Origin of the sequence: Sphingomonas arvum (assembly GCF_026013565.1) — a bacterium.
Lineage (GTDB): Bacteria > Pseudomonadota > Alphaproteobacteria > Sphingomonadales > Sphingomonadaceae > Sphingomicrobium > Sphingomicrobium arvum.
In genome coordinates, this window is record NZ_JAPDOB010000002.1 from 738,307 (window position 1) to 763,573 (window position 25,267).

The window sequence follows — 25,267 nt, forward strand, 5'->3', positions numbered from 1 at the left end:
GGTCGGACTCCAGCTGTCGGGACGAACGGTGAAAGGCTGGACCGCGGCGAGGGCCGGGGTACGGGAGCGACATGGACCAGATTTTCGACGTCGAGCAGGGGCCGAGCTGGGAACGGCCGAACTGGCCGCTCGCTGAGCTGGATGAGATCAACCTTGGTCTCGATCCGACCCAGGCGACCATCGAGAAGGTGCAGAAGGCCGCCAAGGCGCAGGCGGCTACCGCAGGGGTGACCGACGAAACGGCCCTGCGCCGGGCGGCCGACGACAGCGTCCGGGCAATGATGCTGATCCGCACCTACCGGGTGCGGGGGCATCTTGCGGCCGACCTCGACCCGCTGGGGCTATCCCACCGCGAACTGCCCGCCGATCTCACGCCCGAGTACCACGGGTTCACTGCCGGCGATCTCGACCGCCCGGTCTACATCGGCGGCGCGCTTGGCCTCGAGACGGCGACGGTCCGCGACATCGTCGCCATCCTACGCGCCAACTACTGCGGCCGGATCGGCCTCGAGTACATGCACATCAATGACCTGGAGGAGCGCCGCTTTCTCCAGGAGCGGATGGAAGGCCGCGACAAGGGAGTCAGCTTTACCCCCGCGGGCAAGCAGGCGATCCTTGAGAAGGTGATCCACGGCGAGCAGTGGGAGAAGTTCCTCGCCAAGAAGTACGTCGGGACCAAGCGCTTCGGTCTCGACGGCGGCGAGAGCATGATCCCGGCGCTTGAGGGCGTGATCAAGTATGGCGGCCAGTATGGCGTTGAGGAGATCACGGTTGGCATGGCCCATCGCGGGCGGCTCAACGTCCTCGCCAACGTCATGGGCAAGCCGTACCGCGCCATCTTCAACGAATTCGCGGGTGGCAGCGCCAACCCGAAGGACGTCGGTGGCTCCGGCGACGTCAAGTACCACCTCGGCACCAGCAGCGATCGCGAGTTCGATGGCATCAAGGTCCATCTGTCGCTGCAGGCCAATCCGTCGCACCTGGAAGCGGTCAACCCCGTGGTGCTCGGCAAGGCCCGGGCGGTGCAGACGATCAAGGGCGATCCCGACGGCGACAAGGTGCTGCCAGTGCTGCTGCACGGCGACGCGGCGTTCGCGGGCCAGGGCATTGTCTGGGAGTGCCTGAGCTTCTCCGGCCTGCCCGGCTATGGCACCGGCGGCTGCCTGCATTTCGTCATCAACAATCAGGTCGGCTTCACCACCTCGCCGCAGTTCGCGCGCTCGTCGCCCTATCCTTCGGACGTGGCCAAGGGCATTCAGGCGCCAATCCTGCACGTCAATGGCGATGATCCGGAAGCGGTGACCTTCTGCTGCAAGCTGGCCGTCGAGTTCCGCCAGCAGTTCAATCGCGACATCGTGATCGACATGTGGTGCTACCGCCGCTTCGGCCACAACGAGGGCGACGAGCCGAGCTTCACCCAGCCGCTGATGTACGATGCGATCCGGCAGCATCCGGCAGTGAGCAAGCTCTACGGTGACCGGCTGATTGCGGAGGGCGTGGTTGACCAGGCCTGGATCGACGCGCGCACCGCCGAGTTCACTACCCTGCTGGAAGGCGAGTTCACGGCGGGTGCGACCTACCTGCCGAACAAGGCCGACTGGTTTGAGGGACGCTGGGCCGGGCTGAAGCGCCCCGGCGAGCCGGTGTCCGGGCGCCGTAACACGGGCACGGCGATCGACACCGAGGAGATGGCGCGGCTCGGCGAGCTGCTAACCCAGGTTCCCGAGGGGCTGACGGTCCACAAGACGCTGCAGCGGATTCTCGATGCCAAGAAGCAGATGTTCACGGCGGGCGCCGGCTTCGACTGGGCGACGGCGGAGGCGCTGGCGTTCGGTGGGCTTCTTGCCGACGGTCACAGCGTGCGGCTGTCGGGCCAAGACAGCGGTCGCGGCACCTTCTCGCAGCGTCACGCAGTGTGGACCGATCAGCAGACCGGCAACAAGTACATCCCGCTGACCAAAGTCGAGGGCGGTCGGTTCGAGGTCCGCGACAGCCCGCTGTCGGAGTTCGGCGTGCTCGGCTTCGAATATGGCTACAGCCTGGCCGACCCTCGCACCCTGGTGCTGTGGGAGGCGCAGTTCGGCGACTTCGCCAATGGCGCGCAGGTCATCATCGACCAGTTCATCGCCAGCGGCGAGGCGAAGTGGCTGCGCGCCAGCGGCCTCGTGCTGCTGCTGCCGCACGGATTCGAAGGACAGGGACCGGAGCACAGTTCGGCCCGCCTGGAGCGCTACCTGCAGCTGTGTGCGGACGACAACATCCAGGTCGCATATCCGACCACGCCGGCCAACTACTTCCACCTGTTGCGGCGCCAGTTGCTGCGCGACTTCCGCAAGCCGCTGGTGGTGATGACGCCCAAGTCGCTGCTTCGCCACAAGTTGGCGGTATCGACTGCCGCCGACTTCACCGGCGAAAGTCACTTCAAGCGGATTTTGTCCGATCTTAACCCGCCAGTTGAGGGCAAGACCAGGCGGCTGGTCTTGTGCTCGGGCAAGATCGCCTACGAACTGCTCGAAGCGCGCGACGCGGCCGGGCAGGACGATGTCGAGGTGGTCCGGATCGAGCAACTGTATCCGTTCCCGTCCGAGCCGCTGGTCAAGCGCCTGTCTGCCATGCCGAACCTCGAAGAGGTCGTCTGGTGCCAGGAAGAGCCGCGCAACAACGGCAGCTGGTTCTTCGTCGAGCCGTTCATCGAGGAATGCCTCAAGGCGGCCGGCAAGAACCTGCGTCCGCGCTACGCGGGCCGCGCCGCGTCCGCTTCGCCTGCAACGGGCCTCGCCAAGCGCCATGCCGAGGAGCAGACGGGCCTTGTCGGCGACGCGCTCGGCACCCCTGAATCGACCAACGCTGAAGTGGAGGCTAAGCAGCCTCCAGCCGCAGCAGCCAACTCCTGAGGAGCCGAATGGGCATCGAAGTCAAAGTTCCGACGCTTGGCGAAAGCATCACGGAAGCGACCCTCGGCCAGTGGCTGAAGAAGCCCGGCGAGGCGGTCGCGGTCGATGAACCGGTCGCGAGCCTTGAAACCGACAAGGTGTCGGTGGAAGTGCCCTCGCCCGTCGCCGGCACGTTCGGCGAGGCGATGGTTGCCGAGGGCGACACGGTCAACGTCGGCGCGGTGATCGCGACCATTTCGGAAGGGGCAGCTGGGTCCGCTCCTGCTGCGACCTCCGCTCCGGCCCAGGCACCAGCCGCTCCGGCTTCGGCCGCGTCGGCCGCCCCGACGCAAGGGCACGAAATCACGGATGAGCAGGCACAAGCTCTTCGCCTCAGCCCCGCAGTGCGCCGGGCTGTTCAGGAAAGCGGCGTAGATCCGTCGGCTCTGACCGGGTCCGGCAGGGACGGTCGCCTGACCAAGGAAGACGTGCAGAAGGCGGCCGAGGGCAAGGTCGCGCAGCCGAGCGCGCCGGCTCCGGCACCGGTCGCGCCAGCGTCCGCCGCCCCGGTTGCGACCGGCGAGCGCCGCGAGGAGCGCGTCCGCATGACGCGCCTGCGCCAGACCATCGCCACCCGCCTCAAGGAAGCGCAGAACACCGCTGCGCTGCTGACCACGTTCAATGACGTGGACATGACGGAAGTCATCGCCGCCCGCGCCCGCTACAAGGACCTATTCGAGAAGAAGCACGGCATTCGCCTCGGCTTCATGGGATTCTTCGTGAAGGCGGCGGCGCTGGCCGCCCGCGACGTGCCGTCGGTTAACGCCCGGATCGAGGGCGACGAGATCGTCTACCACGACTACCTCGACGTTTCGGTCGCCGTTTCCGCGCCCAAGGGCCTGGTCGTCCCGGTGATCCGCTCGGCCGACCGGATGAGCTTCGCCGAGATCGAGGGCGCGATCGCCGGCTACGGCAAGAAGGCCAAGGAAGGCACGCTCACCCAAGCCGACATGGCTGGCGGCACCTTTACCATCTCCAACGGTGGCGTGTTCGGCTCGCTGCTGTCCACTCCGATCATCAATCCGCCCCAATCGGCGGTGCTCGGCATGCACCGGATTGAGGAGCGGCCGGTGGTCAGGGACGGGCAGATCGTCGCCCGCCCGATGATGTACCTGGCGTTGAGCTATGATCACCGGCTGGTCGACGGCCGCGAGGCGGTCACGTTCCTGGTCCGCATCAAGGAAGCGATCGAAGACCCGACGCGGCTGCTGATCGACTTGTGATTTCCCCCACCGACCCCAGTTGAGACGGGTGTCCCGGCTGCGTCCGGATGGCGGCGGCTGCCGCCACGACGAACAGGAAAAATCTGATGGCTGATTACGACTTCGACGTATTGGTGATTGGCGCCGGCCCCGGCGGCTACGTCGCCGCAATCCGCGCGGCGCAGCTCGGGCTCAAGACCGGCTGCGTCGAGAGCCGCGAAACACTGGGCGGCACCTGCCTCAACGTCGGTTGCATCCCGTCCAAGGCGCTGCTCCATGCGTCCGAACTGTTCGAGGAAGCCGCGCACGGCCACTTCGACCAATGGGGCATCAGCGGCCAATTCACGCTGGACCTCACCAAGATGCATGCCGGCCGCAAGGATGCGGTCGGGGGCCTGACCAAGGGCATCGAGTTCCTGTTCAAGAAGAACAAGGTCGAGTGGATCAAGGGGCAGGGCACGTTCACCGGCAAGGACACGGTCCAGGTCGGTGATCGCACCGTCAAGGCCAAGAACATCGTGATCGCCACGGGCTCGTCCGTCACCCAGCTGCCGGGTATGACCATCGACCAGCAGCGGATCGTCGATTCCACCGGCGCGCTGGAGCTCCCCGAGGTGCCGTCACACTTGGTGGTGATCGGCGGCGGCGTGATCGGCTTGGAGCTCGGTTCGGTCTGGCGGCGGCTTGGCGCCAAGGTCACGGTCGTCGAGTTCCTCGACCAGATACTGCCCGGCATGGACGAGGAAGTCCGCAAGGAAGCCAACAAGATTTTCAAGAAGCAGGGCTTCGAATATCGGCTCGGCACCAAGGTGACGGGCGCGCAGGTGAATGGCGGCGGCGTCGCCGTGACGATCGAGCCCGCGAAGGGCGGCGCGGCCGAGACCATCGAGGCCAGTCACGTGCTGGTCGCCATTGGCCGCCGCGCCAACACCGAAGGGCTTGGTCTCGATGCGGCCGGGCTGCAGGTCAATAACCGCGGCCAGATCGAGATCGACCACGACTTCCGCACGGCCGTGCCCGGCATCTGGGCGATCGGTGACGTGGTCCCCGGCCCCATGCTCGCGCACAAGGCCGAGGACGAGGGCATCGCCGTGGCCGAGAACATCGCCGGCCTGACCGGTATCGTGAACCACGCGATCATTCCGTCCGTGGTCTATACCACGCCGGAGATCGCGGGCGTCGGCCTGACCGAGGAGCAGGCCAAGGCCAACGGCGAGGTCAAAGTCGGCAAGTTCCCGATGCTCGCCAACAGCCGCGCGAAGACGAACAAGGAGCCGGACGGATTCGTCAAGGTCATCGCCGATGCGAGGACCGACCGGGTGCTCGGGGTGTGGATGATCAACACTTTGGCCGGCACCATGATCGCGCAGGCCGCGCAGGCGATGGAGTTCGGCGCGACGTCCGAGGACATCGCCTACACTTGCCACGCTCACCCGACCCACGCCGAGGCCTTCAAGGAAGCGGCGATGGCAGTTCGCGGCAAGCCGATCCACGTCTAGCATCGAGGCTCAGGAAGACGGGCGGAGCACAGGCATGCGCCTCCGCTCGACCCTGCGGCGCTGGCATACCTGGCTCGGCTGGCTGATCGGCCTGCCGCTGCTGTTCTGGACCTTGTCCGGCGTGATCATGGTGTGGAAGCCAATCGAGGAGGTGCGCGGCGCCGACCTCCTGCGGCCGCTGGCGCCGGTGCGCATGACGGCGCCGCCCGCACCGCCAAGCATCGCCGGACTGCCGCTCGAGCGCTTGAGCCTGGAACAGCGTGCCGGGGGTCCGCGCTGGATCCTGGCGGTGAAGGACGGACCGACGCGGCTGGCCGACCCGCTGACCGGCCACTTGCTCCCGCCACTCAGCGCGGCCGATGCCGCACGCGAGGTTACCGGCCGCTACACCGGATCGGCGCACGTCGCCGCCGTCGCCCGCACCTCCGCCGACAGCCCGCCGCTCGACCTCCGCCGTCCGCTTGCCACCTGGCAGGTGAGCATGAGCGACGGCACTCGCTTCTACGTCGACGCCGGCTCCGGCGAGGTGGTCGCCCGCCGCACCCGCTGGTGGCGCTTCTATGATTGGATGTGGGGGCTCCACATCATGGACCTGAAGGGCCGCGAGGACAGCCACAACCCGTCGGTGATCGGCTTCGGGATCGCGGCGCTGATCGGCACGGTGCTGGCGCTCGCCCTGCTGCCCTTCACGGTGCGGCGGCGCCGGATCAGCCCAGCAGCGCCGCAAGCCGCTCCCACCAGCCCAGCTCCGCCGCGCTGACTCGCGCCGGCACGGGCGCCGGGCAGCTCAGGCAGCGAACCTGGATGGTCGGACCCATCAGCACCGAGCGGGCGTCGGCCAGCCCGCCCAGAAGTTCGCGCTGGCCGCGCGCCGCCAGGCTGGCGAAGGCGTCGGAGCCGCCGCTGCTGCCCTCGTCGTCATCGTCACCGCCGACGAAGCCGAGCAGCTGCGACCGCCAGCTGGTCGGTCGTTCCAGGTAAGTGACCCGGCGCTCGTCACCCAGCTTGGCCAGGCGGGCGGCTTCCGCGATCGCCTCGTCCATCCCGCCGAAGCTGTCGACCAGGCCGATCTGTCGCGCCGTTCCGCCTGCCCACACGCGGCCTTGCGCGATTTGGTTGACCTGGGCCGGCGTCTTGCCGCGCGCCTGGGCGACCAGCCCGAGGAAGCGACGGTAGGTGCTCTCGATCCCCATCTGCACCAGCCGGCTCGCTTCGGGGGAGGGCCCGTTGAGCAGGTCCGGCTCGCCCGACAGCGGCGTAGTCTTCACCCCGTCGGCACCGACGCCCAGCTTTTGCAGGGTGCCCTGGAAGCTCGGCAAGATGCCGAACACGCCGATAGAGCCGGTGATGGTCGAGGGCTCGGCTATGATCCGATCCGCGGCGGTCGCCACCCAATAGCCGCCCGACGCGGCGACATTGCCCATGGAGGCGACCACGGGAATGTTACGTGCCCGGGCTTGCATGAGGGCTGCGCGGATGCGCTCCGATCCGGTCACCGAGCCGCCGGGCGAGTCGATGCGGACGACCAGCGCCTTCAGCTTGCCGCCGCGCAGCGCTTTGTCGATCGTCGCCGCGATGCTTTCGCCGCCGGCCGTGCCGAGCGGCGCCTTCCCGTCCACGATGGTCCCGGCAACCGTCACCACCCCGATCGGCGCCGAGCGGTTGTCGCGTACCTTGTCGCGGACGTAGGCGGCCAGCGGGATGCGCTGGTAGGCGCCGCGAGCGCGGTCTCCTTCGCCGCCGAGCGCCGCCAGCCGGCGCTCGAACTGGTGCCGCTCGCCGATGCGGTCGACCAGCCCGGCGCGTAGGGCCGCCTGGGCAAAGTCGCCGCCGCTCGCCTGAACGACGCCGGCCGTGTCGCGCAGATATGGGTCGACGGCCGCCTTGGGCCGTGCCGCGCGGATGTCGTCGCGCCAGGTCTCCAGCAGGTTGCCGGACAGTTCCTGCGCATTCTGCCGCGCCTCAGGCGACATGTCAGAGCGGGTGTAGGGCTCGACCGCGCTCTTGTAGGTGCCGACGCGGTAGACGTTGGCGGTCACGCCCAACTTGTCGAGCAGGCCCTTGAAGTAGAGGTTGTTGCCGCCCGGCCCAGCAAGCGCCACCGTGCCCAACGGGTTGAGCCATACCTCCGACGCGTGGGCCGCGAGTTGATAGCCGTCGTCGGTGTAGGCGGTGGCATAGGCGATCACCGGCTTCTTGGCCCGGCGCACCTCGTCGAGCGCCGTGCCGAGGTCGTGCAGGGCCGCCTGGCCGCCACCCATGAAGCCGTCGAGGTCCAGCGCAACCGCCTTGACCCGGCCGTCGTCCTTGGCCGCAAGCACCGCCGCACGCAGCTGGCGCAGGCTATGCTCCCTCATGCCGCTGCCGCCGAGGGTTGCCAACGGGTCGACCTCGGCCGGCTGTTCGACCAGCGTGCCGGCCATGTCCAATGTCAGCACGCCATCACCGACCGGTGCCGGCCGGGAGGACAGGGCCGCGTACAGCAGACCGAAGAACAGCAGCATGAAGATCAGCACCAGTGCATCCTTGATGCCGACCAGCAGGTGCCAGACGCCGCGCACGAACCGCATGAGCTTCTCCTTGTGTGCGGCGGCAAGTAGCGGAGCGAGCAATGTCGCGCCATAGGTGACGGCAGAGGTCCGGGCGGCTAGGGCGGCGCCATGCCGCGTGCGCTCGCCGCCGCTCCCGCCACGTGGCGCGACGAGCTGTCCGCCAGCCTGCGCCTCGCGGGGCCATTGGTGCTGTCCAACCTTGCGGCCAACGCGATCACCACCACCGACGTGCTGATGCTCGGGCGACTGGGGCCGGAGCCGCTCGCTGCCTCGGCGCTAGCGGTCAATTTCTTCAGCCTCGTCCTGTTCACCGGCGTCGGCCTGACCATCGCGATCGCGCCGCTGATCGCCTCCGCACTCGGGCGGCGCATCGGGGCCGTGCGGGAAAGCCGGCGCAGCTTCCGCATGGGCCTGTGGCTGGTCGCGTTCTACGGCCTCGCTGGCGTGGGAGTGCTGAGCCTGGTTGAGCCGTTGTGCCGGCTGCTGGGGCAGGACCCGCGCCTGTCGGCGGCCGCGGGCGATTTCATGGGCGTCCTCCGGTGGGCCCTGCTGCCCGGCCTGCTGATATTCCTGTTCCGCACCGCGCTGACCGCATTCGACCGGACGATCGTGACGCTGGTGGTGGCGCTTGGTGGCGTCGCGCTGAACGTGCTGCTCAACTGGACGCTGATCTTCGGCCACCTTGGCATGCCGGCGTTCGGGATGATTGGATCGGCCATGGCGACGCTAATCACCAACAGCGTCATGGCGCTCGCGCTGGGCGTTACGCTGACCAGGCTAGCACGGCTGCGCACCATGCACCTGTTCGGTCATTGGTGGCGGCCCGACTGGCCGCGTTTCCGGGAGCTGGTCCGGCTCGGCACGCCCATCGCGCTGACCTGGGCATTCGAGGTCAGCGTCTTCTCCTGCGCCGTCTACCTGATGGGCCTGATCGACACGACCAGCGTTGCGGCGCACGTGATCGCCCTGCAGATCGCCGCCTTCGCCTTCATGGTACCGCTGGGCCTGAGCCAGGCGGCGACCGTGCGGGTCGGCTACGGCCACGGCGCGCGCGACCCGGCGTGGATCGCACTGGCGGGCCGGGTGGCGATTGCGTGCGCGTTGGCGTTCGCGCTGCTGTCCGCCGCGGTCATGTGGCTGTTCCCTAGCCGGCTGGCCGGCCTGTTCCTCGACTCCGCGGAGCCGGGCAGCGGAGCCGTGCTGGCGCTGGCCGTGCGGTTCCTGCTGGTCGCCGCGGTGTTCCAGATCGTCGATGGCGCGCAGGTGATCGGCGCCTCCATCCTACGCGGACTGCACGACACCCGCGTACCGATGCTCTATGCCGGGTTCGGCTATTGGGCGGTCGGCCTCGGCAGCGGCGCATATCTCGCCTTCGCGACACCGCTCAAGGGCACCGGAATCTGGATCGGCCTGGCGCTCGGGCTGGCGGTCGTGTCCGTGCTGATGCTGGTGCGCTGGTCGCGGCGGACGCGACTGGGCCTTGTTCCGCCCACGTAAATTTGCGGCTGAACGGGGCATTGACAGACACGCCGGCGCTACCCAAATGCGCGACGTCGCTGGCACTCTCTTGATGGGAGTGCCAACGCGAAACGGTTCAACAACGAAGAGCAAAAAGGGGCTTAGCTCATGGCTTTCAGGCCGCTTCACGATCGCGTTCTCGTCCGCCGGGTCGAGGCCGAGGAGAAGACCGCGGGCGGGATCATTATCCCGGACACCGCCAAGGAAAAGCCGCAGGAAGGCGAAGTCGTTGCCGTTGGCACCGGCGCCCGTTCCGACAACGGCACCGTGACCCCGCTGGAGGTTAAGACCGGCGACCGCATCCTGTTCGGCAAGTGGTCGGGCACCGAGGTCAAGGTCGACGGTGAGGACCTCATCATCATGAAGGAAAGCGACATCCTGGGGATCGTCGGCTGAGCAAACGAGCTCGGATCCTTCTTCAACCATCACCGGCTCTGATCTTCAGAGCCGAACTCATGAAAGGGTAGCCACATGGCAGCCAAGGACGTGAAATTCAGCCGGGACGCGCGCGAGCGAATCCTGAAGGGCGTCGACATTCTCGCCGACGCCGTCAAGGTGACGCTGGGCCCGAAGGGCCGCAACGTCGTCATCGACAAGAGCTTCGGCGCACCGCGCATCACCAAGGACGGCGTTACCGTCGCCAAGGAAATCGAGCTCAAGGACAAGTTCGAGAACATGGGTGCGCAGATGCTGCGCGAAGTGGCCTCGAAGACCAACGACATCGCCGGCGACGGCACCACCACCGCCACCGTGCTCGCCCAGGCGATCGTCCGCGAGGGCATGAAGTCGGTTGCGGCCGGCATGAACCCGATGGACCTGAAGCGCGGCATCGACCTCGCCGTGACCCGCGTGGTTGAGGACCTCAAGAGCCGTTCCAAGCCCGTCGCCAACAGCCAGGAGGTTGCCCAGGTCGGCATCATCTCGGCCAACGGCGACCGTGAAGTCGGCGAGAAGATCGCCGAGGCCATGGACAAGGTCGGCAAGGAAGGCGTCATCACCGTCGAGGAGGCCAAGGGTCTCGAGTTCGAGCTGGACGTCGTCGAGGGCATGCAGTTCGACCGCGGCTACCTGTCGCCGTACTTCATCACCAACCCGGAGAAGATGTCGGTCGAACTCAGCGATCCGTACATCCTGATCCACGAGAAGAAGCTCAGCAACCTGCAGGCCATGCTGCCGATCCTGGAAGCGGTGGTGCAGTCGGGTCGTCCGCTGCTGATCATCGCCGAGGACATCGAGGGCGAGGCGCTGGCGACCCTGGTCGTCAATAAGCTGCGCGGCGGCCTCAAGGTCGCGGCCGTCAAGGCGCCGGGCTTCGGTGATCGTCGCAAGGCGATGCTCGAGGACATCGCCATCCTGACCGGGGGCGAGATGATCTCCGAGGATCTCGGCATCAAGCTCGAGAACGTCACGGTCGGCATGCTCGGCACCGCCAAGCGCGTCACCATCGACAAGGACAACACCACCATCGTCGACGGCGCTGGTGAGAAGTCCGGGATCGAGGGCCGCGTCGCCGCGATCCGCCAGCAGATCGAAGTTACCACCAGCGATTACGACCGTGAGAAGCTCCAGGAGCGTCTCGCCAAGCTCGCCGGGGGTGTCGCCGTGATCAAGGTCGGCGGTTCGACCGAGGTCGAGGTGAAGGAGCGCAAGGACCGCGTCGACGACGCGCTGCATGCGACCCGCGCCGCGGTCGAGGAAGGCATTGTCCCGGGCGGCGGTACCGCGCTGCTCTACGCCACCAAGGCGATTGAGGGCCTGAGCGGCGTCAACGACGACCAGACCCGCGGTGTGGATATCGTCCGCAAGGCGCTCTACGCGCCGGTCCGCCAGATTGCGTCCAACGCTGGTCATGACGGTGCGGTGATCTCGGGCAAGCTGCTGGACGGCGGCGACGCCAACCTCGGCTTCAATGCGCAGACCGACACCTACGAGAACCTGGTTCAGGCCGGCGTGATCGACCCGACCAAGGTCGTCCGCACCGCGCTGCAGGACGCGGCCTCGGTCGCCGGCCTGCTGATCACCACCGAAGCGGCGGTCAGCGAAGTGCCGGAAGACAAGGCTGCTGCCGGCGGCGGCCTGCCGGGCGGCATGGGCGGCATGGGCGGCATGGACTTCTAAGCCGAGCCGGCCGGGGCCAAGGCCGGCGACCGACAGGTCGGCGACTTGGCCCCGGACTCGGCGACGGTTGGACGGCCTGCGGCAACGCCGACAGGACCGACGTCACGAAATTAACTCCCGTGACGGCCCCGCCCAAGCTACTCCGACGAACTGGAAGGGCCGCTGTCCTCGGGCAGCGGCCCTTCTTCGTTCCCAAGCGCATTCAGTTCCGCCTCGGCCTGGTCGAGCCGCCGGCTCTCCTCCGCCGTTGGCGCCGGCGGCCGCTCATTCCGTCCGCAGGCGCTCAGCAGCGTCAGTGTCAGCAGCAGGGTCGTTCTCAAGACATCCCTCCAACGAAGAAGGGCCGCCCGGTCTGCCCGGACGGCCCTTCCGCTTAACTGATCAGGAACGCGAGAGCTTAGCGGCCCGCGACGTTGTCCTGGCCGTTGGCGACGTCCTCGGCCGCATTCTCAACGGCGTTGCCGGCGTTCGACACGGCGTTGCCGGCCGCGTCCAGCGCGTTGTCGGCGGCGACTCCGGCGTTGTCGGTCGCGTCGAGCGACGCGTTGGTGTCGGCCGCAGCTTCGGTCTCGATCGTGTTCTCGGTCGAGACGTTGTTGTCCGGAGCATTGTCCTGGCAAGCAGCGAGACCCAGACCAGCAACGGCCACGGCGACGAGCGCAAACTTCTTCATGATCGTTTCCATCCCTATCAAAACGACGCCGGCCCCAAAGATCGAGTTCGGCGCAGGTCCGGCCCGCCGCATTGTTTACGGTCAGACCAGCGCGCGGATTTAGGTGAGGCCTGGGGAGCACGCAATCACCTTTTGCGACGAACCGATTTTGTGCGGGTCCGCGCTTTCGTGCTTGCCCCACATATAAAGACTTCTTTATATCGTTATCCGTGTCTCCATTGCTCCCCCTGACCGAGTTGTTCCAGGCGCTTGCCGACCCCACGCGGTTGCGCATCGTGGCGCTGGTGCGCGAGCTGGAGATGTCGGTGGGCGAACTGGCGCAGCTACTGGGGCAAAGCCAGCCGCGGGTATCGCGACACGTCAAGATACTGGTTGACGCCGGTATGCTGGCTCGCCGCAAGGAAGGCAGCTGGGTTTTCCTGACCCTGGCCCGGGCGGACCTGGCGAAAGCGCTGTTCGCGCTGACCGATCTTGCTGCCGACCGCGAGGCCGCCGCGTCGCTCGCCGCCGACCGGGCGCGGCTTGCTGCTGTGCGACGCGATCGGGCCGAGGCGGCCGAGCGCTATTTTGCGGTGAATGCCCATGTCTGGGACGAGATCCGCTCGCTGCACGTCGCGGAAAGCGAGGTTGAGCAGGCGATCGGGCGGGTGCTCGGCGCCGGGCCGCTCGGCCGGATGGTCGATGTCGGCACCGGCACCGGGCGCATGATCGAGCTGTTTGGACGCTTGGCCGAGCAGTCGATTGGAGTCGACAAGTCCAGCGAGATGCTGCGGTTTGCCCGCGCCAAGCTGGAGGCTGCGGCGGTGCCCGCCTCGCTGCGGCAGGGTGACATGTATGCGCTTCCGCTGGACGACGGCAGCGCCGACCTGGTCTTGCTACATCAAGTGCTGCACTTTGCTCATGCGCCGGGGCAGGCGATCGTGGAGGCGGCGCGCCTGCTGTCCCCGGGAGGGCGGTTGCTGGTCGTCGACTTCGCGCCGCATGAGCGCGAGGAACTACGCGAGATCGCGCAGCATGCGCGGCTCGGCTTCAGCGATGACGCGCTGCTCGGCTGGCTGGCGGAGGCGGGGCTCGTGGGCGAAGTGGTCGAGCACCTGGCCGGCGGGGAACTCACCGTCACCATATGGTCTGCGCGCAAAGAAGCTGCGCGGCTAGCAAAGCGGAGAGCGGCATGAGCAGGGTAGCGCTGGCGTCGGTCGGCACATTCGAGCCCACACCATTATTCGCGGCGGCAAAGGGCGACATTGCGGTCAGCTTCGAGTTCTTTCCGCCGAAGTCGGACAAGATGGCTGAAACGTTGTGGGCCTCGATAGAGACGCTCGCGCCGCTTCAACCGCAATTTGTGTCGGTGACCTACGGCGCGGGTGGCTCCACGCGGGAGCGGACCCATGCGACAGTCGAGCGTATCGTTCGCGAAACGCACTTGCCGGCCGCCGCGCACCTCACCTGTGTCAACGCAAGCCGGGGCGAGATCGACGACATCGCGCGGAGCTATTGGGACGCCGGTGTGCGCCACATTGTCGCCCTGCGCGGCGATCCGCCGGAAGAAGGCGCCGATTATGTGCCGCGTGCCGACGGCTATGCCGATGCGGCGGCGCTGGTCGCCGGCCTGAAGCAGGTTGCGCCATTTGAAGTGAGCGTTGCCTGCTATCCCGAGATGCACCCCCAGGCGACTTGCCCGGAAGCCGACCTGGACCATCTCGCGCGCAAGGTGGACGCCGGGGCGGATCGGGCGATCAGCCAGTTCTTCTTTTCGGCCGACGCGTTTCTCCGGTTCCGCGACCGCGCGGCCGCCCGGGGCATCGCGGCCGAGATCGTGCCCGGCATCCTGCCGGTCAGCAACGTCGCCCAGACCCGCAAGTTTGCGGGCCAGTGCGGCGCCGCCATCCCGGACTGGATGGACGAGCTGTTCGAAGGGCTCGACCACAAGCCGGCGGCGCGGCAGCTGATCGCCGCTACCATCGCCGCCGAACTATGCGGCCAGCTCTACGCCGGCGGGATCCGCCACTTCCACTTCTATACATTGAACCGCGCCGAGTTGGCCTATGCCATCTGCCACCTGCTGGGGGTGCGCGCGGACCGAAAGGCTCACCGATGACGTCTTCCGCCGATGCCCTTCGCGCTGAGGCCGCCCGCCGCATCCTGATCAAGGACGGAGCCTATGGCACCGCCATTCAGGGCGCCGGGCTGGCGGCCGCCGACTATTGCGGGAGCATTGGCCTGACCCGCGACCAGAAGGGCAACAATGATTTGCTCTGCCTCACCCGGCCGGACCTGATCGCATCCATCTGCGAGGCATATGTCGAGGCGGGCGCGGACGTGCTCGGCACCAACAGCTTCAACGCCAACCGCATCAGCCAGGCGGACTACGGGGCCGAGGAGCTGGTGCCCGAGATGAACGTGGCCGCGGCCCGCATTATCCGGGAGGTCGCCGACCGCTATTCGGACAAGGATGGCCGCCGTCGCTTCGTCGCCGGCGCGCTCGGGCCGACCAACAAGACCTTGTCGCTGTCACCGGACGTCAACGATCCGGGCTTCCGGGAAGTCGATTTCGACACGGTCAAGGCGACCTATCGCGAGCAGGCGCAAGCGCTGCTGGAAGGCGGGGCCGACTTCATCCTGATCGAGACCGTGTTCGACACGTTGAACTGCAAGGCGGCGATCATGGCCGCGCTCGACCTGGCGCCGATCATGGTTTCCATGACCCTGACTGATCTTAGCGGCCGCAACCTGTCCGGCCACACCGTGGAGGCTTTCTGGGCCAGCGTTCGGCACGCGCGGCCGATCACCATCGGGCTCAACTGCAGCTTCGGCGCCGCGCAGCTTCGTCCGCACCTGGCGGCGCTGAGCGCCCAGGCGGACACGCTGATCATGGCCTATCCGAACGCCGGCCTTCCTAACGAGCTGGGCCAATATGACGAGGCGGCCGAGCAGACCGCCGCGCAGGTGGGCGAGTGGGTGGACGATGGCCTGGTGAATATCGTTGGCGGCTGCTGCGGCACCACCCCCGCGCACATCGCCGCCATTGCCCGCAAAGTCGCACACCGCACTCCGCGCGTTGCGCCGCCAGCGCCGCGCCGGACGGTGCTCGCCGGGCTTGAGCCGATGGTGCTGGCCGCCTGACATGAACGCCACTGCCGACACCTCTGCCGCCAACGCGGCCACCGCGTTCGTCAATATCGGCGAGCGCACCAACGTCACCGGCTCCGCCCGCTTCAAAAAGCTGGTGCTGGCCGGAGATTACGACGCAGCGGTCGAAGTCGCCCGCCAGCAGGTCGAGAACGGCGCGCAGGTGATCGACGTCAACATGGACGAGGCGCTGCTCGACGGCGAACTCGCCATGACCACGTTCCTGAAGCGGATCGCCGCCGAGCCGGACATCGCGCGGGTGCCGGTGATGATCGACTCGTCCAAGTGGACCGTGATCGAGGCCGGTCTCAAGTGCGTGTCGGGCAAGCCGATCGTCAATTCGATCAGCCTCAAGGAAGGCGAGGCGGTGTTCCTCGAACAGGCCCGGCTGGTCCGCGGCTATGGCGCGGCGGTGGTCGTGATGGCGTTCGACGAGACCGGTCAGGCAGACACGGCTCAGCGCAAGGTCGAGATCTGCGAGCGCGCCTACCGCACCCTCACGGACGATGGTTTTCCGGCCGAGGACATCATCTTCGACCCTAACGTGTTCGCCGTGGCCACCGGCATCGACGAGCACCGCCGCTACGCCATCGACTTCATCGAGGCCGCGAGCGAGATTCGGCGGCGCTGCCCCGGCGCGCACATCTCCGGCGGGCTGTCGAACCTAAGCTTCTCGTTTCGCGGCAACGAGCCCGTGCGCCGCGCCATGCACTCCGTGTTCCTGTACCACGCCATTCCGGCGGGCATGGACATGGGCATCGTCAACGCGGGCCAGCTGGACGTCTACGACCAGATCGACCCGGAGCTGCGGGATGCGTGCGAGGACGTGATCCTCGACCGCCGTGAGGACGCGACCGAGCGGCTGATCGCGCTCGCCGAACGCTTCAAGGGCACCGACGAGGTCGCGGAGAAGGCGGCCGCCGAATGGCGTTCGCTCCCCGTTGCGGAGCGCCTGTCCTATGCGCTGGTGAAGGGCATCGACGCCCACATCGTCGAGGACACGGAGGAGGCACGCCAGCAGGCGACCCGGCCGATCAGCGTCATCGAGGGTCCGCTGATGGACGGCATGAACGTCGTCGGCGACCTGTTCGGGTCGGGCAAGATGTTCCTGCCGCAGGTGGTGAAGTCCGCCCGCGTGATGAAGAAGGCGGTTGCTCACCTGCTGCCCTTCATCGAGCTGGAAAAGGACGAAGGCGCCAAGGGCAAGGGTCGGATCGTCATGGCGACGGTCAAGGGCGACGTGCACGACATCGGCAAGAACATCGTCGGCGTGGTCCTGCAGTGCAACGGCTATGAGGTGGTCGACCTTGGCGTTATGACGCCGTGGACGAAGATCCTCGAGACGGCGCGCGAGACGGACGCCGACATCATCGGCCTGTCGGGGCTGATCACGCCGTCGCTGGACGAAATGGTCACGGTGGCGAGCGAGATGGAGCGGGCGGGCATGAGCCTGCCGCTGCTGATCGGCGGCGCCACCACTTCCAAGGCGCACACGGCGCTCAAGATCGCGCCGGCCTACTCTGGCCCCGTCATCCATGTCCTGGACGCGAGCCGGGCGGTGGGCGTCGCGTCGGCGCTGGTCAGCGACGGGCCGCAGCGGGCCGAGCTGATCGACGGCACGGCTCGCGACTACCAGGCGCTGCGCGAGGCGCGGGCGCGAGGCGGGCCGCAGGACCGGGTGACGCTGGAGGAGGCGCGCGCCAACCGCTTCCGCGCCGACCCGGCTGGCAAGGCGCCCGACCCGTATCGGCCGGGCAGCCACAAGTTCGCCGACTGGCCGCTCAGGGACTTGCGCGCGCACATCGACTGGACGCCGTTCTTCCGCGCGTGGGAGCTGCACGGCACCTTCCCGGCCATCCTCGACGATCCGGTCGTTGGGGAGAGCGCCCGCGGCCTGTACCGCGACGCCGAAGCGATGCTCGACCGGATCGTGGCGGAGCACTGGTTGACTGCCCGCAGCGCCGTCGGCCTGTGGCGCTGCTGGCGTGATGGTGACGACGTCCTCGTGCTGGCCGGCAACGAGCCGGTGCGGGTACCCTTCCTCCGTCAGCAGGTCCGGAAGCGTGAGGGCCGAGCCAACATGTGCCTGGCCGACTTCATCATGGAGGAGGGCGAGGATTGGATCGGTGGCTTTGCGCTGGGCATCCATGGCGCCGAGCCGCACCTCGACCGGTTCAAAGCGGCTAACGACGACTATTCGGACATCATGCTGAAGGCGCTGGCCGACCGGCTGGCCGAAGCGCTGGCCGAACGACTGCACCATCATGTGCGCACCTACCTGTGGGGCTATGCCGAGGAGCATCTCTCCAACCAGGAGCTGATCCGCGAGCGCTACGCTGGCATCCGTCCGGCGCCCGGCTATCCGGCCAGCCCGGATCATAGCCTGAAGCCGATCCTGTTCGACCTGCTGGGCGGGGCGCCGGCCGACCTCCAGCTGACGGAGAGCTTTGCCATGATGCCGACGGCGGCGGTCAGCGGCTTCTACTTCGGCCATGCCGACAGCGCCTACTTCGGCGTGGCGACGATCGGGCGCGACCAGCTGGAGGAATATGCCAAGCGCCGCGGCGTTGATGTCGAGCAGGCCGAACGGTGGCTGCGCCCGAACCTCGATTGATGCTAGGGCGCGGTTCCGTGCTCCGCTGCCTGCTTCTGCTGCTCGCGCTGATCTTCAGCCGACCGGCGCTTGCGCAGCTGGGGTCGGGACCGCCGAACATCACACCGCAACTGGTGGTGGACGGACCGGTGCAGCCGGGCAGCGAGGTCGACCTCGCCATCCTGATGACTCCGGCGCCGGGCTGGCACGGCTACTGGCTGAACCCGGGCGACGCCGGCCAGCCGATGAGCATTGAGTGGCAGGTGCCGGCCGGCGCGAGTGTCGGCGAGCTGCGCTATCCGGTGCCCCAGACGCTGACGATCGCGGGCCTGATGAACTATGTCTACAAGGGTCCATACGCGATCCTGACCCGCCTGCGCGTGCCGGCGGATGCGTCCGGCCTGATGCCCGTGCGCGCGCAGGCCCAGTGGCTCGCCTGCACCGACCAGATCTGCGTTCCGGAGCGGGGCGAGTTGCGGCTGGACGTTCCGGTCGGCGGCGGGTCGGACGAGCGGGCGCGCTTCGACGAATGGCGGCGCAAGCTGCCGCGGCCGCTCGGTGCTGCTGCCCGGTTCGATGGAGTGGGCACGGCGGTGCGGCTGGGCATTCCGCTGCCCGCCAGCGTCGCCGTTCAAGAGCCGCACTTCTTTCCGGCGCCAGGTACCGACCTCGGCCATGCGGCACCGCAGCGATTCCTGCGCAAGGGCGACCTGCTGATCGCCGAGCTGACGACCAAGTCGCCCGGTGACCGCATCGAGGGAGTGCTGGCGCTGGGTGCAGGGCAGGGGCTGACGGTGGCAGCGACGCCCGGTTCGGTCCCGAGCGGCGGGACGGTGATTGGAGCGGCCGGGCGGAACGACTGGAGCGCACTTGGCTGGGCCCTGCTGGGCGCGCTCGCCGGCGGGCTGCTGCTCAACCTCATGCCGTGCGTGTTTCCGATCCTCGCCTTGAAGGCGCTGGCGTTGGCACGGGCTGGTGGGGACGAGCGCCACGCCCGCCGCGATGCGCTCGCCTACACGGCGGGCGCGGTGGTCGGCACCGGTGCGCTGGGCATCGCCCTGCTCCTGATCCGCGCCGGAGGGTCGGCCGCCGGCTGGGCGTTCCAGCTGCAGGACCCACGCACGATCCTGGTCCTGCTACTGCTCGGCACGGCCATAACTCTCAACCTCCTGGGCGTGTTCAAGCTGCCGGTGCTCGGCGGCGCTGCCAACCCGCGCGGCGGCTTCGCCACGGGCGCGCTGGCCGCGTTCGTCGCCACGCCATGCGCGGGGCCGTTCATGGGTGCGGCACTCGGCGCGGCGCTGCTGCTGCCTGCCGCTGGAGCGATCGCGGTGTTCGCCGCCTTGGGCTTTGGCATCGCGCTGCCGTTCCTGGCGGTTGCGTTCGTTCCCGCGCTGCGGCGCCGATTGCCCCGTCCGGGCGCGTGGATGGTGCGGCTGCAGCGGGTACTTGCGATACCCATGGCGCTCAGCACGGGCGCGGCCCTGTGGTTGCTTTGGCGGCAGGGCGGGCAGGCGGGCCTGCTGCTCGGATTGCTGGCGGTGGCGCTGCTCGCGCTGCTGCTGTTCCTCTACGGTCGAAGTCAGCGCGGCGAGCGCCGATGGGGCTGGCTTGTGCTTGGCAGTACGGTGGCGGGGGCGCTGGTGCTCGCCTTGCTGCTGCCAGTTCCTTCGGGGGCGACCCGCAGCCTGGCGGGCGTGCGGGCGTGGAGCGAGGCAAAGGTCACGTCTGCGCAGGCCCAGCGCAGGCCGGTGTTCGTATACTTCACCGCCGATTGGTGCCTGACGTGCAAGGTCAACGAAGCCAACGCGATCGATCGTGAGGCCGTCACGGACGCATTCCGCCGAGCGAAGGTCGAGGTGCTGGCCGGCGACTGGACCAACGGCGATCCAGCGATCACCCGGTTTCTGGAAGCGCGTGGGCGGGCGGGCGTACCGCTCTACCTGTGGTACGCGCCGGGCCGGTCGGAGCCCGAGGAACTGCCGCAGGTGCTGACCCCGGCCATGCTCATCGCACGGGCGCAGCGTCCCTAGCCCAGACGCGCTGGCCGGCGACCCAGGTTTCCAGCACCTGTGTGCGGGCAAGGTCATGCGGGCTCGCGGCGCTGATGTCCCGGTCGACCAGGATGAAGTCGGCCCACTTGCCCGGCTCCAGGCTGCCGAACTTTTGCTCGGCGAAGCCGGCCCAGGCCGCGTCACGGGTGAAGCCCTTGAGCGCTTGGGCGAAGGTCAGCCGCTCCCACGGCCGCCACCCGCCGGGCGGCTGGTCGTCCATGCCCTGGCGGCTGATCCCCGCGGCGAGCCCGTGAAACGGGTTGGGGTCCTCGACGGGGAAGTCCGATCCGAACGCCAGCCTGGCGCCGCTCTTCTCCAGCGTCTGCCAGGCGTAGGCGCCGGCCGATCGTTGCTGGCCGAGCCTCGCTTCGGCCATCAGGCGGTCGCTGGTCTGGTGCACCGGCTGCATGGACGCGATGATCCGGCCGCGGGCGAAGCGGTCGAGGTCGGCGGTGTCGACGATCTGCGCATGCTCGGCCCGCCAGCGCCGGTCGCCATTCGCAGATCCGAGCTGCTCGTAGGTGGTCAGGACCATGTCGTTGGCGGCATCGCCAATGGCGTGCACGGCGATCTGGTAGCCGCCCGCCGCAGCGACGCCCGCCTGCTGCTTGAGCTGTGCCGGGGTGAGCAATGCCAGGCCGCGGGTCGGGGCGTCGGCGTAGGGCCGCTTGAGCCAGGCGCCGCGCGAGCCGAGCGCGCCATCGGCGTAGAGCTTCACGCCGAGCAGCTTCAGCCGGTCCGCGAATAGCCAGTCCTTGGCGCCGGTGCGCGCGATGGCGGCGAGGGCATCGGGGCCGGCCGCATAGCTCATGATGCGGACCTGGAGCGAGCGGTCGCCATAGGCCTGCTGCATGGCGGCCCAATCGTCGAGGCTGGTGCCCATATCGGCGACGGCGGTCAGTCCCTTAGACAGGAGGTCGGCCTGCGCCTTCAGCAGCGCAGTGCGGCGCATGGCTGCGGTCGGCGCGGGAACGGAGCGTTCGACAAAGCCGGTCGCGGCATCCACGAACAGGCCGGTGGGCCGGCCGGCGGCGTCCTGCTCAATCCGGCCGCCGGACGGCGCCTTGGTGGCAGCGGTCACACCGGCCGCGCGCAGGGCAGCGCTGTTGCCTACGTTGGCGTGGCCATCCACGCGACCGAGCCAGACGGGTCGGTCGTTGACCACTGCGTCGAGATCGGCAGCGGTGGGGAAGCGCTTGTCCGGCCATAGCTCCTGGTTCCAACCGCGGCCGATGATCCAAGGCAGGTCGGGGTTGGCGGCCGCATAAGCCCTGAGGCGCTGCTGCAGCTCGGCCACGGAGCGGGTACCGGTGAGGTCGAGCTGCGACAGCGAAAGGCCGAGCTCCATGACGTGACCATGGGCGTCGATCAGCCCCGGCAGCATCGCGCGCCCGCCGCCATCGACCACACGGGTGGAGCCGGGCAGCTTCAGCTGCTCACCATGGAGGACGCGCCTGACCTTACCGGTGTCGTCGAACAGCAGCCCGGTGAAGCGCTCGACCTGACCGCGGGCATCGACCTGCACGCCGCGGACGTTGCGGACGAGCGTGTCGGCGTGAGCCGGAACGGCGGTGAGTGCGGCGGCGGTGAGCAGGATGGGGAAGCGCATGGGGTGAGCCTAGCATTGTTAGGCCGCTCGGGAAGGGCTAGCCGGACGGGCATGAACCTTCCGACCGTTGACGACATCCGCCTCGCCGCCGACCGCATCGCCGGCGCGGTCATCCGTACGCCTACCCTGCGCAGCCGCACCCTGTCGGAGATCACCGGCGCCGACGTCTGGTTGAAGTTCGAGAATCTGCAGTTCACCGCCGCCTACAAGGAGCGTGGCGCGCTCAACAAGCTGCTGCAGCTGACTGACGAGGAGCGCGGGCGCGGCGTGATCGCGGCGTCGGCGGGGAACCATGCGCAGGCAGTAGCCTACCACGGCCGCCGGCTCGGCATTCCGGTGACCATCGTCATGCCGACCAACACGCCGATCATGAAGGTCAGCCAGACGGAGGAGCATGGCGCCCACGTGATCCTGCATGGTGAGCGGTTCGACGACGCCTATGCCTATGCGCTGGAGCTGGCGGAGCGCGACGGCTTCGTCTTCGTCCATCCGTTCGACGACCCGAAGATCGTGGCCGGGGCGGGCACCGTCGGGTTGGAGCTGCTCGACCAGGTTGCGGACCTTGATTGCGTGGTGGTGCCGATCGGCGGCGGCGGGCTGATGAGCGGGGTGGCGACGGCGGTGAAGGCGCTGCGGCCCGAGGTCGAGGTGATCGGCGTCGAAGCAGAGCTCTACCCGTCGATGAAGAACTGCATCGACGGCACGGTGACGGACGTCGGCGGCGATACGCTGGCCGAGGGCATCGCCGTCAAGGAGCCGGGCCGGCTGACCCGGGCGATCATCGCCGAGCGGGTCGACCGAATCCAGCTGGTCGCCGAGAAGCACATCGAGCATGCGGTGGCGCTGCTGGTCGGGATCGAGAAGACGGTGGTCGAAGGCGCGGGCGCGGCAGGCCTGGCGCTGATCCTCGCCCGGCCGGAGCAGTTCCGGGGCAAGAAGGTCGCCACCGTGCTGTGCGGCGGCAACATCGACACGCACCTGCTGGCAAACGTGCTGATCCGCGAGCTGGTCCGTTGCGGGCGGATCGCGCGGCTGCGCATCTTCGCGCAGGACCGGCCGGGCGCGCTGGCGGCGATCACCCGCACCATCTGGGAGGCGGGGGTGAATATCGTCGAGGTGCGGCACAACCGCATTTTCACAGCGCTACCGGCCAAGGACACCGAGATTGAAGTCGAGGTGGAGGCCCGCGACGCCGCCGACATCGACGCGCTTGAGAAGAAGCTGGAGGGCGCCGGCTTCCACGTCGAGCGCGCCCGGCTCGATTAAGCGCTGCCCCACTCCGGTACATGCTTTCGGCTTAACCAAGTTCGGGAGGGAGCGAGGCCTTCCCCTGCGCGTTATAGAGGGACATAAACCTTTTCGTAACCAATTTCCGGAGCCCCGGGACTCGTGAGCGCACCATTCCGTTTTCCCAAGTTCTTCGTCACGAGCCCGAGCGCGTGCCCCTACCTACCGGGCAAGATCGAGCGGAAGGTGTTCACCGAATTGTCCGGTCACCATGCCGGCGAACTGAACGAGGCACTGGGGCGGATCGGCTTCCGGCGCTCGCAATCGGTCGCTTACCGGCCGAGCTGCATCGACTGTGCGGCGTGCGTGTCAGTGCGGGTGGTGACGGACGAATTCGAGCCGAGCCGGACGCAGCGGCGGCTGATGCGGCGGTTCGCGGACCTCGAGGTGACCGCCTGCAAGCCGTGGACCACGGATGAGCAATACGAACTGCTGCGCCGGTATCTCGCCGTGCGTCATCCGGGCGGTGGCATGGCGGAAATGGACGAGAACGACTTTGCCGACATGGTCGAGCAGACTCCCGTCCGCACCTATGTCGTTGAATATCGCGAGCCCACGGTGAACGGCCGGCCGGGCCGCCTGGTCGGCGCCTGCCTCAGCGACCAGCAGAACGACGGGCTTTCGATGATCTACAGCTTCTACGACGTTGGGCCCGACGCCCGGCAAGGGCTGGGCACGTTCATCATCCTCGACCACATCATCCGGGCGGCGCGCGCCGGGCTGCCATATGTGTACCTGGGCTACTGGGTGCCGGGGTCCGACCGCATGGCCTACAAGGCGAAGTTCCGACCGATGGAGAAGCTTGGCCGGGATGGCTGGCACCGGTTCGATCCCACGGCCGAGTAAGCCGGACTTGATCTCCGCGGCGAGATGCGTGGAAAGCTGCTGCCATTCAATGGTTAGTTAATGGGCCTTGCGCGCGTTCGCGGCGGGGCAAGTTGATTGGAGGGCTCGAGATGAAGCGTTGGATTGCTCTCACGGCCGCCGTGGCCGTTGCGTGTTCCCCGATTGTGATGGGATCACCGGTTCAGGCGAAGCAGCCGGATCTGCCCGGCGATCCGGACATCCATGCCTTGTGCGAGTTCCTGATCGACGAGTATGGCGGCTTCAACTCCTTTGGCGATTGCATCTCGGGCTTTCGCAGCAACGCGCCGGAAATCTGCAAGGAGTTGCGCAGCGCCGACCTGCTGGAATGGGCCGGGTTCGACAGCTTCAGTTACTGCGTCCGGACCGTCAACAACGGGTCATCGCAACGGCGCTGAGCCGATTGCCTATCAACCGACGGCTGCCCGGCCACATCGCGCGGCCGGGCAGCGCTTAGCTCGTCAGGCGACCGCCGCTTCCGGCAGTTCCACCTCGTTGGGATCCCGCAGGACGTAGCCGCGGCCCCAGACGGTTTCGATGTAGTTCTCGCCCCCGCACGCCAGGCTGAGCTTCTTGCGCAGCTTGCAGATGAAGACGTCGATGATCTTCAGTTCCGGCTCGTCCATGCCACCGTAAAGGTGGTTCAGGAACATTTCCTTGGTCAGCGTCGTGCCCTTGCGGAGCGACAAGAGCTCCAGCATCGCATATTCCTTGCCGGTCAGGTGCACCCGGGAGCTGTCGACCTCGACCGTCTTGGCATCGAGGTTGACGGCCAGCTTGCCGGTGCGGATCACCGATTGGCTGTGGCCCTTGGACCTGCGCACGATGGCGTGGATGCGGGCGACCAGCTCGTCACGGTGGAACGGCTTGGTGACATAGTCGTCAGCGCCGAAGCCCAAGGCGCGAACCTTGCTGTCCATCTCGCCGACGCCGGACAGGATCAGCACGGGGGTGGTGACCTTGGCCGTGCGCAGCTTCTTCAGCACGTCGTAGCCGTGCATGTCGGGCAGGTTCAGGTCGAGGAGGATGATGTCGTAATCATACAGCTTGCCGAGATCGAGGCCTTCTTCCCCAAGGTCGGTGGTATAGACGTTGAAGCCTTCGGTGCCGAGCATCAGTTCGATGCTCTTGGCCGTCGTCGGCTCATCCTCGATCAGCAGAACCCGCATTGCATTGTCCCCCGTTCAAAGGCGGTTCGGCTCACTTGGCTCATATAGAGCGTTACGCGAACTTAAC

At 67.7% G+C, this 25,267-nt stretch carries 20 protein-coding genes; 15 read left to right on the forward strand and 5 right to left on the reverse strand.

Annotated elements, in window-relative coordinates; all coding sequences use genetic code 11:
• The first annotated feature begins 71 nt into the window (after positions 1–71).
• The 4 genes from OMW55_RS11190 (at position 72) to OMW55_RS11205 (ending at position 6,394) form a co-directional block, all read left to right on the forward strand.
• On the forward strand, positions 72–2,894 hold the full coding sequence (locus OMW55_RS11190) for a 2-oxoglutarate dehydrogenase E1 component (protein ID WP_264883186.1): 2,823 nt from the start codon (positions 72–74) through the stop codon (positions 2,892–2,894).
• Between the two features lie 8 nt (positions 2,895–2,902).
• Complete coding sequence (gene odhB, locus OMW55_RS11195) at positions 2,903–4,156, forward strand: 2-oxoglutarate dehydrogenase complex dihydrolipoyllysine-residue succinyltransferase (RefSeq protein ID WP_264883187.1); 1,254 nt, start codon at positions 2,903–2,905, stop codon at positions 4,154–4,156.
• 86 nt (positions 4,157–4,242) lie between these two features.
• On the forward strand, positions 4,243–5,634 hold the full coding sequence (gene lpdA / locus OMW55_RS11200; RefSeq protein ID WP_264883188.1) for a dihydrolipoyl dehydrogenase: 1,392 nt from the start codon (positions 4,243–4,245) through the stop codon (positions 5,632–5,634).
• Between the two features lie 34 nt (positions 5,635–5,668).
• A complete protein-coding gene (locus tag OMW55_RS11205) occupies positions 5,669–6,394 on the forward strand; it encodes a PepSY domain-containing protein (protein ID WP_407822138.1) in 726 nt (241 codons plus the stop codon).
• Here OMW55_RS11205 and sppA read toward each other — a convergent pair.
• Positions 6,342–8,204, reverse strand: a complete 1,863-nt coding sequence (sppA, locus tag OMW55_RS11210; protein WP_264883189.1) for a signal peptide peptidase SppA — start codon at positions 8,202–8,204, stop codon at positions 6,342–6,344. The two genes, OMW55_RS11205 and sppA, sit on opposite strands and share 53 nt — an antisense overlap.
• A gap of 90 nt (positions 8,205–8,294) precedes the next feature.
• On the opposite strand from sppA, the gene OMW55_RS11215 reads away from it, so the two are divergent.
• The 3 genes from OMW55_RS11215 to groL all read left to right on the forward strand — a co-directional run bounded on the left by OMW55_RS11215 (position 8,295) and on the right by groL (position 11,822).
• The gene (locus tag OMW55_RS11215) at positions 8,295–9,683 is read left to right on the forward strand and encodes an MATE family efflux transporter (RefSeq protein ID WP_264883191.1); all 1,389 of its coding nucleotides are present in this window, start codon (positions 8,295–8,297) and stop codon (positions 9,681–9,683) included.
• 129 nt (positions 9,684–9,812) lie between these two features.
• Positions 9,813–10,100, forward strand: a complete 288-nt coding sequence (gene groES, locus OMW55_RS11220; RefSeq protein WP_264883193.1) for a co-chaperone GroES — start codon at positions 9,813–9,815, stop codon at positions 10,098–10,100.
• Between the two features lie 75 nt (positions 10,101–10,175).
• The gene (gene groL / locus OMW55_RS11225; protein WP_264883194.1) at positions 10,176–11,822 is read left to right on the forward strand and encodes a chaperonin GroEL; all 1,647 of its coding nucleotides are present in this window, start codon (positions 10,176–10,178) and stop codon (positions 11,820–11,822) included.
• 137 nt (positions 11,823–11,959) lie between these two features.
• Here the strand turns inward: groL and OMW55_RS11230 are convergent, their stop codons facing one another.
• Positions 11,960–12,142, reverse strand: a complete 183-nt coding sequence (locus OMW55_RS11230; RefSeq protein ID WP_264883196.1) for a hypothetical protein — start codon at positions 12,140–12,142, stop codon at positions 11,960–11,962.
• A 77-nt stretch (positions 12,143–12,219) separates the two neighbouring features.
• Positions 12,220–12,495, reverse strand: coding sequence for a circumsporozoite protein (locus OMW55_RS11235; protein ID WP_264883198.1), 276 nt, complete (start codon positions 12,493–12,495; stop codon positions 12,220–12,222).
• 218 nt (positions 12,496–12,713) lie between these two features.
• On the opposite strand from OMW55_RS11235, the gene OMW55_RS11240 reads away from it, so the two are divergent.
• The 5 genes from OMW55_RS11240 to OMW55_RS11260 are packed head-to-tail and all read left to right on the forward strand — an operon-like array spanning position 12,714 to position 20,250.
• A complete protein-coding gene (locus tag OMW55_RS11240; RefSeq protein WP_407822155.1) occupies positions 12,714–13,670 on the forward strand; it encodes an ArsR/SmtB family transcription factor in 957 nt (318 codons plus the stop codon).
• Positions 13,667–14,593, forward strand: coding sequence for a methylenetetrahydrofolate reductase [NAD(P)H] (metF, locus tag OMW55_RS11245; RefSeq protein ID WP_264883200.1), 927 nt, complete (start codon positions 13,667–13,669; stop codon positions 14,591–14,593). The genes OMW55_RS11240 and metF overlap by 4 nt, the downstream gene beginning before the upstream one ends.
• The gene (locus OMW55_RS11250; protein ID WP_264883201.1) at positions 14,590–15,618 is read left to right on the forward strand and encodes a homocysteine S-methyltransferase family protein; all 1,029 of its coding nucleotides are present in this window, start codon (positions 14,590–14,592) and stop codon (positions 15,616–15,618) included. The genes metF and OMW55_RS11250 overlap by 4 nt, the downstream gene beginning before the upstream one ends.
• 1 nt (position 15,619) lies before the next feature.
• The gene (gene metH / locus OMW55_RS11255) at positions 15,620–18,238 is read left to right on the forward strand and encodes a methionine synthase (RefSeq protein ID WP_264883202.1); all 2,619 of its coding nucleotides are present in this window, start codon (positions 15,620–15,622) and stop codon (positions 18,236–18,238) included.
• A gap of 17 nt (positions 18,239–18,255) precedes the next feature.
• Positions 18,256–20,250: a protein-disulfide reductase DsbD family protein gene (locus OMW55_RS11260; RefSeq protein WP_264883204.1), complete on the forward strand. Its 1,995-nt coding sequence runs from the start codon at positions 18,256–18,258 to the stop codon at positions 20,248–20,250.
• Here the strand turns inward: OMW55_RS11260 and OMW55_RS11265 are convergent.
• A complete protein-coding gene (locus tag OMW55_RS11265; RefSeq protein ID WP_264883206.1) occupies positions 20,225–21,880 on the reverse strand; it encodes an amidohydrolase in 1,656 nt (551 codons plus the stop codon). The genes OMW55_RS11260 and OMW55_RS11265 overlap by 26 nt on opposite strands.
• A 51-nt stretch (positions 21,881–21,931) precedes the next feature.
• On the opposite strand from OMW55_RS11265, the gene OMW55_RS11270 reads away from it, so the two are divergent.
• From OMW55_RS11270 to OMW55_RS11280, 3 genes are all read left to right on the forward strand, one after another.
• Positions 21,932–23,146 carry a threonine ammonia-lyase gene (locus tag OMW55_RS11270; RefSeq protein ID WP_264883208.1) on the forward strand — a complete coding sequence of 405 codons (1,215 nt, stop codon included), beginning with the start codon at positions 21,932–21,934 and terminating at the stop codon, positions 23,144–23,146.
• A 123-nt stretch (positions 23,147–23,269) separates the two neighbouring features.
• On the forward strand, positions 23,270–24,013 hold the full coding sequence (locus OMW55_RS11275; protein ID WP_264883209.1) for an arginyltransferase: 744 nt from the start codon (positions 23,270–23,272) through the stop codon (positions 24,011–24,013).
• 110 nt (positions 24,014–24,123) lie between these two features.
• The gene (locus tag OMW55_RS11280) at positions 24,124–24,429 is read left to right on the forward strand and encodes a hypothetical protein (protein WP_264883210.1); all 306 of its coding nucleotides are present in this window, start codon (positions 24,124–24,126) and stop codon (positions 24,427–24,429) included.
• 63 nt (positions 24,430–24,492) lie between these two features.
• Here OMW55_RS11280 and ctrA read toward each other — a convergent pair whose 3' ends face one another.
• Entirely contained in the window at positions 24,493–25,200 is a 708-nt protein-coding gene (gene ctrA / locus OMW55_RS11285; protein ID WP_264883211.1) for a response regulator transcription factor CtrA, read from the reverse strand.
• Between the last annotated feature and the right edge of the window lie 67 nt (positions 25,201–25,267).